The 8,595-nt window shown below is 68.2% G+C and carries 7 protein-coding genes; all 7 read right to left on the bottom strand.

Going from position 1 to position 8,595, the window contains the following annotated elements; genetic code table 11:
• Positions 1 to 79: 79 nt before the first annotated feature.
• Complete coding sequence (locus J4G12_02745) at positions 80 to 1,219, bottom strand: flippase-like domain-containing protein (GenBank protein ID MCE2454724.1); 1,140 nt, start codon at positions 1,217 to 1,219, stop codon at positions 80 to 82.
• A 15-nt stretch (positions 1,220 to 1,234) separates the two neighbouring features.
• Entirely contained in the window at positions 1,235 to 1,957 is a 723-nt protein-coding gene (locus tag J4G12_02740) for a pyridoxine 5'-phosphate synthase (GenBank protein MCE2454723.1), read from the bottom strand.
• 166 nt (positions 1,958 to 2,123) lie between these two features.
• Positions 2,124 to 3,374: a GTPase HflX gene (hflX, locus tag J4G12_02735; protein MCE2454722.1), complete on the bottom strand. Its 1,251-nt coding sequence runs from the start codon at positions 3,372 to 3,374 to the stop codon at positions 2,124 to 2,126.
• Between the two features lie 73 nt (positions 3,375 to 3,447).
• Entirely contained in the window at positions 3,448 to 4,761 is a 1,314-nt protein-coding gene (locus J4G12_02730; protein MCE2454721.1) for a CCA tRNA nucleotidyltransferase, read from the bottom strand.
• Positions 4,758 to 5,513, bottom strand: coding sequence for an SDR family oxidoreductase (locus J4G12_02725; protein MCE2454720.1), 756 nt, complete (start codon positions 5,511 to 5,513; stop codon positions 4,758 to 4,760). Before J4G12_02725 ends, J4G12_02730 begins: the two co-directional genes overlap by 4 nt.
• Entirely contained in the window at positions 5,510 to 5,899 is a 390-nt protein-coding gene (locus J4G12_02720; GenBank protein MCE2454719.1) for a hypothetical protein, read from the bottom strand. The genes J4G12_02725 and J4G12_02720 overlap by 4 nt, the downstream gene beginning before the upstream one ends.
• Complete coding sequence (alaS, locus tag J4G12_02715; GenBank protein MCE2454718.1) at positions 5,896 to 8,556, bottom strand: alanine--tRNA ligase; 2,661 nt, start codon at positions 8,554 to 8,556, stop codon at positions 5,896 to 5,898. Before alaS ends, J4G12_02720 begins: the two co-directional genes overlap by 4 nt.
• Between the last annotated feature and the right edge of the window lie 39 nt (positions 8,557 to 8,595).

Here is an 8,595-nt window from a genome sequence, read left to right as displayed (position 1 = left end):
GTCTTCTCTTCCATCGAGCACGTACAGGGTGAGGTTGATCTTGGCCGGAGCAAGCACGGAGACGGTGCGCGTATGCATATCACCCTCCTCCGGAGAGCTCGCCTGCGGGCGAATCCTCCGCGCATCCCGTCTCGGCCCGAGCCTCTTCGGTCCGACTCGAACGCAGGCCTTGCAGCCCTCCGCGGCGCACGAGTCCGAATCGAGCCGCGTACGCCAGACCGATCACCGTAATCGGGATCCATCCGCCCAAGTGCAAGCCGAAGGCGAGCCCGAGCACTCCTACGGGGTCGGCGCCCCAAGTGTCGGCTAGCGCGAACTTGACCGCCGCGTGGAAGTTGCCCACGAAGCCGGGAGGACCGGGGATGGCCGCGAACCATCCCACCGTCGCTTGAGTGAAGAGCGCGGATACCCAGCCGGTGTCGATCCCGAAGCTCTTCATCCCCAGATAGAAGGCGTAGGCGCTCCAACCCCAGATCGCGAAGCTCCATCCGGTCGCACGGGCGAGGACGCCCGGACTTCGGAGGCCGCTCATCGCCCCCAGGAAGTCGCCGAGCGCACCCAGGATCGCTCCCGTCACCCTATCCCGCAGCGGTCCGCCGCCCAAAAACCCGACCCCCACCTCGACGACGCCGCGCACAAGCCGGGGGAAGAGGACCAGAAGCGCCGTCGCCAGCCCGGCCAGACCCAGCGCCGCGAGTCCGCCCCGGAAGAGCCTGCCCCCCGTGCCGGTGGCGAGCACCCCGTCGGTGGGGAAGGAAGCTAGAGCGAGAGGAACGAGGAGGAAGACGAAGAGCGTCAGCATGTCGAGGACTCTCTCGGCGAGCAGGCTCCCTAGGCTGGAGGCGAAGCTGACCGAGCTCCGTTTGGCTAGGACGAACGCGCGCGCGATCTCGCCCAGCCTCCACAGGAAGATGTTGTTGACCATGAAACCGACCGCGACCGCAGCGAAGAGCGGACCGAGCCCGACGCCCGTGGAGACCGGCTCCAGCAGGACCCGCCAGCGCAGCGCGCGCAGGAAGAAGCCGGAGGTGGCCACCGCGACGGCTGCGACGAGGAGTCCGCCGTGCGCTCCCCGGATCGCGTTCCACACCTCGGCGGGATCGACCTGGCGAAGAGCCCACCACATGAAGAACCCGCCGACGGCCAGAGCGAGACACGCCCCGACGATACCGGCAACGGACCGTCCGGTCGACAGTCGAGTCTGTGCGTCGGCCTCCACGGCAGTCCGGGCGCCCTAGTCCGACCGAGTCAGAATCGACTTCATGTCCTCGACCGCTGACTTCATTCCGTGCATCACCGACCGTGAAACGATCGAGTGGCCGATGTTGAGCTCCTCGATCTCGCGGATTGCTGCCACCGGGGCGACGTTCACGTAGGTGAGGCCGTGGCCGGCGTGGACGATCAATCCGAACTCGCGTGCCGCCCGCGCAGCTCGGCGAAGGCGTTCGAGCTCGGCGGTCCGCGCGGCTCCGGAGGCGTTCGCGTACTCGCCGGTATGGAGTTCTACCGCGCGGGCGCCGACCTCGCCGCTTGCTTGGATGGCGGCCTCGGCGGGATCGATGAAGAGCGAAACCTGGATGCCCGCCCCTTGCAGGCGAGCGGTTGCGCGCTCGACGGCCCGGATTCGGTCGGGGGAGCCCAGGTCGAGACCGCCTTCGGTGGTGATCTCCTCCCTCTTTTCGGGAACCAGGGTGGCCTTGGCGGGCCGCCAGGAGTGGGCGAGCTCGACCATGCCGGGCTCGACGGCGAGCTCGAGGTTGACGGGCTTCACCGCCGTGCGCATGAGGACCTCGACATCGTAGTCCTGTATGTGACGGCGATCCTCCCGCAGATGCACCGTGATGCCGTCCGCGCCTCCGATCTCGGCCAGGACCGCCGCCCTGACGGGGTCGGGCTCGTCGGTGCGCCGGGCTTCTCTGACGGTCGCCACGTGATCGACGTTGACGAATAACCTCACTGCTTCTCCTTGGGCTCCGATGTGACGCGCGACTCCCGACTACACCGGCGGTCTCGCAGAGATACCCCCGAAGTCGAATTGGGTAGCGGCAGGCGACGGCCGGGCTTCGCAGCGGTCTCCGGGTCCACGTAACTCCGTCTCTCCCGCAGGTTCCCCTTGCGCGGGCTCACTCCACCGCCAGCCCTCGAGACCTCACCCGACCCAGGCCGCGAGGAGGAAGCCGCACGCGCATCTTCACCCAGCCGGCTTCGTCCCGCCGGCTCAGCACCTCGCCTTCTCGATAGAGCGCGGCCACCTCTCCTCCCTCCGAGGCCGGCACCCGGAGATCGACGATCTCGTGCCCGGTGCGGGATCTGGCCAGGAGTTCCGTGCGCAAGCCATTCACGGCCTCGCCGGTGAGGGACGAGACGAATACCGCAGGCGCCAGCTCCAACTCGAGGGCCCGGTCGCGCAGGACGGACTCTTCGGAGTGCGTGATCCGGTCGACCTTGTTGAAGACGAGCAGCCGGCGTCCGCCGCCGCGAGCCACGCCCATGGCCTCGAGCACCTCGTCCACGACCCGGTAGCGCTCCTCCCACTCGGAGCAGGAGGCGTCGATGACGTGGAGGACAGCGTCGGCCTGCCGCGCCTCCGCCAGGGTCGAGCGGAAGGACGCCACCAGGTGGTGGGGCAGCTTGCGGACGAAGCCCACCGTATCGGTCACGAGCGCGCTCCTTCCTTCGCCGAGATCGGCCGTGCGCGTGGCGGGATCGAGCGTCGCGAAGAGCTGATCGGCGACCTTCACGTCGGCCCCGGCGATCGTGTTCAGAAGTGTGGACTTGCCGACGTTGGTGTAGCCGACCAGAGCGACCCGGAACCACCCCTTGCGACCGCTGCGCTGGACGGCTCGCGAGCGATCCACCTCTTCGAGTCGGGCCCGGAGATCGGCGATCCGCTTGGCGATGGCCCTGCGGTCGGTCTCCAACTGGGTCTCGCCCGGACCCCGTAGACCGATGCCGCCCCGGATGCGGGAGAGATGCTGCCACATGCGGCGCAGGCGGGGAAGCATGTACTGCAACTGCGCGAGCTCGACCTGCAGGCGCGCCTCCCGGGATCGAGCTCGGGTCGCGAAGATGTCGAGGATGAGCTCGGAGCGGTCGAGAACCCGGACCCCGGTCAGATCGTGGAGCTCCTTGGCCTGGGCGGGAGTGAGCTCTTCATCGAAGATCACGAGGTCGGCCTGCTTCTCTCGTACCAGAGCCGCGAGCTCGAGGGCCTTGCCCGAACCGACGAGGTATCTCGGGTTCTGTTTGACGATGCGCTGAGTGAGGCTGCCCGCCACCTCGACGCCGGCCGCCGACGCCAGACCGCGAAGTTCGGCGAGCTGACGGTCGGCGAGGAGAGGAGAGAGCTTCCGGTCGGGAACTTCGACGAGCACGGCCCTCTCCCGCGAGTTCGGGACTTGCCGGCCGTCCACGTGGACCAGCTTCGCGCCGTCGCCGCGAGCACCCTTATCCACGGGCTGCCCAGGTGCGGGCTCGGGTCTCCAGCACCGTGGTCCGATTCATGTCGGGATCTTCGATGACTTCCTCCAGAAGCCGGCGGAGGGTTCGGCCCAGAAGCGGTCCGGGTTCGATCCCCATGCGTAAAAGATCGTCGCCCGTGATCGCGAGATCGGAAACTCCAAGCGGATCGCCGCGGTCCAGCAGGATCCGCATCCTCCTGAGCGCTCCGATCAGCGCCCGGACATCCGGCCCGTCGTTATCCGCCGCCTCCGGGCCCGACTCGCCGTCGGGAGTTCGCGGCAGCTCCTTGCCCCGGGTCGCCGCGTGCGCAATTTCGAGCTGGATCGCCGGCCCGAGCGCATCGCGTCCGTGTTCGGAAAGCCAGCGCCGGAGCTCGGCGTCGGATGCGGCGAGAGCGGGCACCGGCAGCGCCTTCACCACGGACACGAGCATGCGGCCCTCGACCCGCGACAGCTTGAGCCGCTCCGCCAGTCCTTCGACCGCGACGAGACCGCAGGAGCGGAGGAGCGCTGCGAGTCTCAGGTAGGGCTTCGTCGGGGGCAGATAGTCGACCGCTTCGAGAGTCGCCTCCCAGACCGGTGCCGGGAAAGCCGCGATCTCCGGGTAGAGCGCTCCAAGTGCGCCGCTGTCGGCGTAGAGTCTCAGCGCCACGCCCGGTCGGGTATCCGAGAGAACCTTGACGAGCTCCTCGCGCACCCGTTCCGCAGAAAGGCGGACGAGGTTTTCCACCGTCGCGCACATCGCCTTCCAGGTCCGGGGCTCGATGCCGAGGTCGAGCCGCCCGGCGAAACGCAGACCTCGGAGAATGCGCAGGAAATCCTCTCCGAACCGGGCCTCCGCGACGCCTACAGCGCGCAAGACCCCCGCCTCCAGGTCTCGCCTGCCTCCGTGAAGGTCGAGCCACTCGTCTCTGAGGGGGTGCCAGGCCAGCGCGTTGATGGTGAAGTCGCGTCGAGCGAGATCGTCCTCGACCCGCTCCGCGAAGCGGACTACCGCCCGGCGACCGTCGGTCTCCACGTCCTTCCGGAAGGTCGTGACCTGGTAGAGGGTCCTGCCTCCGCCCCAGAACACGCCTACCGTGCCGTGATCCAAACCCACCGGCACGGTGCGCCGGAAGAGCGAACGCACCATCCCGGGCCGCGCCCCCGTGGCCAGATCCCAGTCGCCCCCCTTCAACCCGATGATCCAATCCCTCAGGACGCCCCCCACCACCCAGGTCTCGTGTCCGGCTCGTTCCAAGGTCCGCGCGATCTCCTTGAGCTCCTCCGGTGGCCTCGGCGGTCGCAGGTCCGGCGTCATCCAGCTAGAACCGATCCGCCGTTGATGTTCATGACTTCGCCGGTCACGTGTCCGGCGAGTTCGGAACAGAGGAAGAGCACCGGCCCCGCCACGTCGCGGGCGCCGGCGACGCGACCGATAGGAATCTGAGCGGCGATGGATTCGCGACCTCCGTCGCGCATCGCCGGAGCCGCCATCTCGGTGTCGATCCAGCCTGGCGCGGCGCAATTGACCGTAATGCCCCTGGGACCGAGCTCGACGCAGAGCGACTTGACGAACGCCGACATGGCGCCCTTGCTCGCCGCGTAGTCGGCATGGAACGCCTCTCCGCGCTGACCTGCGGTGCTGCCGATCAGGACGATGCGACCGTCGTCTTCCAGAATTCGCACCGCCGACCGGCAGAGCCTGAAAACCGAGCTCAGATTGACCGCGAGCGTGCGCTCCCACTGCTCGTCGGCCATCTCGCCGACCGGCACCGACGCCGGCGGCCAGACGCCGTGATTGGCGACGAGAATGTCGAGACCGCCGCAGGCATCGGCGAACTCGCGCACGACCCGTTCGGTCTCGCCCCGTTCCGCCAGATCACCCTTGAAGGCCCAAGGGGCCGGGCCGCAAGCGCCGAGGTCGCCCAGCGTGGCCTCGGCGTCGACCGTTCGCTTCCGGTAGGTGATTCCGACCGAAGCCCCGGCCTCGGCGAGCATGAGGGCGATCTCTCTGCCAAGGCCGCGGGATCCCCCGGTGACCAGGGCTTTCTTGCCGGTCAGGTCGATCACTCCTCCTCCTCGGCTCGGGTCGCGGCCATCCACCTGACGATGTCCCAGAGCTTCGGCACCGGCTCGCTGTCTCGACGTAGCGCCGATTCGCAGGCGTACCCCACAAAGGCGCCGCCCGCCAGAAGATCGAAGGCGACCGGTCGGTGCCGTCCGGGCGTGGACATCGCCGAAGCCAGAGCGGAGCTCGCGCATACGGTTAGGGCGGTGGTCGCGCACGTTTCGTCGCCGGCGCGTTCAGGCGTGCCCGCACCGTCGGACGCGGTCAGGCCGGAATCGGCATCGTCCCGCTTGCCTGCGGCCTCCACCCGGTCGAGCCAGGTTTCGAGATCGACGGGCGTCGGTTCCGCGTACCGGTTCAGCCACGCTCGGGCCTCGGTCGTTCTCATTCGCCCGCCCCGGCCTCGAGCTTGGCGAGCACGATCTTCTCGCCCGCTCTCAGGGCATCCCCAACCTGATCGGGATCGCCGACTCCGCCTTGCGCCATGTGCGGTCTGCCACCTCCTCGTCCACCGGTCAGGGCGGCGACCTCGCGGACCACTTCTCCAGCGTGAAGCCCTTCTCCCACCAAATCTCCCGAAACGAACGTGAAGAGCGAACGCCTGCCCCCGGGAAGCTCGGCGGCTAGAACCGCGATGCCGGACCCGATCATGCCTAGGAAGCGGTCTCCCCATGAGCGGGCGTCGGCCGGCGTGTGGCAAGGCAGCTCGACCCCGGCGTAGACGAACGCCTTGCCGTTCCCGGTGACCAGCTCCTTCCTCACCGCCTCTCGCGCGCCTCCGCCGCTCGCGCGCAGCTCCGCCAGCAGCTCTCCAAGTTCCTTCCGCTCACGAATAAGACTCTCGACGCGCCCGGTCAGATTCGCGGGAGATGTGCGCAGAGCCTCCGAGACCGAGAGCAACGCCGCCTCCCGTTCGCTCAGAAAGGCGAAGGCGCCTCGTCCGGTCAACGCCTCGATCCGACGCAGTCCGGCGCCCACGCCCGACTCGGATACGATGCGGAAGAGGCCGATCTCTCCGGTATTGGCCACATGGGTGCCGCCGCAGAGCTCGATGCTCACCCCCCGAATCTCGACAACGCGCACCACTTCGCCGTACTTTTCGCCGAAAAGCGCCATGGCGCCGGAGGCTCTGGCTTCGTGGAGGGGGCGGAGCTCGGTCTCGACGGGGTTGCCGGCCCAGATGCGCTCGTTGACGGCATGCTCGATCAACGCGAGTTCCTCTGCGGCGAGCGGCGCCGGGTGAGAGAAATCGAAGCGAAGCCGGTCCGGAGCCACGAGCGATCCCTTCTGGGCGACATGCTCCCCCAACGTCTCGCGGAGCGCGGCGTGAAGCAGGTGGGTGGCGGTATGGTTGCGTTTGATGTCGAGGCGACGATCGGGATCCACCCGGACCCGCACTCCGGCCCCCACCAGGTCGACGGTAGCGGGGTCCGGACCCGAGAACGCACCCGAGACCGCGCTCACCCCGTTGGCGTCGGTGACCGAGTCCACCCGCAGCTTCCATTCTTCGCCGGCGGCCACGACGCCGGTATCCGATACCTGGCCGCCCGCCTCGCGATAGAAGGGGTTGGCAGCCAGAATCAGCGAGACGCGGTCCTCGGAGAGGCTCGCGGCGACCACCTCGGTATCGGCTTCGGTGACCTCGTAGCCAACGAAGCTTTGAGCCTCGGAGTCCACGCGGTCGAGAGCCGGCGACCAGTCGTGGCGGACGGCGTCCGCCGCACTCGCCCGGCTCAATCGCGACCGCTCCCGCTGAGCTTCGAGCGCGACCCGGAAGCCCGCCTCGTCGACGCCGTAACCACCCTCGGCCGCCATGATGCGCGTCAAGTCGATGGGGAAACCGTAGGTGTCGTAGAGCTTGAAGGCGTCGGAGCCGGAAATCGTGCCCGACGACCCGGCCATCAGGTCGGAGAGCCTTCCGATCCCGCCTTCGATGGTAGCGAGGAAGCGTTCCTCCTCCAGCTCGGTGGCTCGCACCAGCTCGCCCCGGCGTCCGTCGAGCTCCGGAAAGGCTTCGGCCATGGTGTCCACCACCCTGCCCACCACCGGTGCGAGCGTGGCCTCGCGACGACCGAGGAGCCAGGCGTGGCGTACCGCCCTCCTGAGGATGCGCCTGAGCACGTAACCCCTGCCCTCGTTCCGGAAGACGACGCCGTCGGCAAGCAGGAACGCCACGGCGCGAGCATGGTCAGCGATTACCCGAAAGCTCGCGCTCTCCGGGTCCGTCTTCCGGTAGCCGCGACCCACGAGATCGCTGATGCGGGCGAGCAGCGGAGCGAAGAGATCGGTGTGGAAATTCGAGTCCGCACCTTGGAGGACCGCCGCGAATCGTTCCAGTCCGGCGCCGGTATCGACCGACTGCGCCGGCAGAGGCGCGAGCTCGCCCGTCCGGCTCCGGTCGTACTGCATGAAGACCAGATTCCAGAGTTCGAGAATCGTCCCGGCGTCGTTGAGCGTGACGAACTCCTCCGTGCTCGAGGGCGGAGGGGCGCTGCTGCCGCGCAGGTCGTAGTGCAGCTCGGAGCAGGGGCCGCAGGGCCCGGTGTCGGCCATCTGCCAGAAATTGTCCTTGTCGCCCAGCCGATGCACGCGCTCCGGAGGGATGCCGGCCTGGCTCGACCAATAGTCCGCCGCCTCGTCGTCGGTGTGGTGCACGGTCGCATAGAGCCGGTCCGGATCGAGACCGTAGACCTCGGTGACCAGCTCCCAGGCGTAGCCCACCGCCTCCCGCTTGAAGTAGTCCCCGAACGAAAAGTTGCCGAGCATCTCGAAGAAGGTGTGATGCCGGGCCGTCCGTCCCACCTCCTCCAGATCGTTGTGCTTACCCCCGGCGCGAACGCAGCGCTGAGAGGTGACGGCTCGATCGAACGCGACCTTCTCTTCACCGAGGAAGATCCCCTTGAACTGGACCATGCCCGCGTTCGTGAAGATGAGGGTCGGGTCGTCGGCGGGGACGAGCGACGACGACGGGCGCGCGGTGTGACCGCGCTCGACGAAGTATTCCAGGAAGGCGGAGCGCACGGCAGCTGCGGCGGCGCTCTTCACGGCAGGTATCTGCCTGCGGGCGAATCCGTGCCGGCGACG

This window comes from Gemmatimonadota bacterium (assembly GCA_021295815.1).
In the GTDB taxonomy this organism is placed as follows: Bacteria; Gemmatimonadota; Gemmatimonadetes; order Longimicrobiales; family Gaopeijiaceae; genus JAGWBQ01.
The sequence above is the reverse complement of the archived record's forward strand: the minus strand, read 5'-3'. Positions and strand labels throughout refer to the sequence as shown.

Bases quoted from the DNA above. Each gene is read 5' to 3' on its own strand.
- J4G12_02730 (MCE2454721.1), bottom strand. From the start codon at position 4,761: ATGACGCCGGACCTGCGACCGCCGAGGCCACCGGAGGAGCTCAAGGAG.
- J4G12_02720 (MCE2454719.1), bottom strand. From the start codon at position 5,899: ATGAGAACGACCGAGGCCCGAGCGTGGCTGAACCGGTACGCGGAACCG.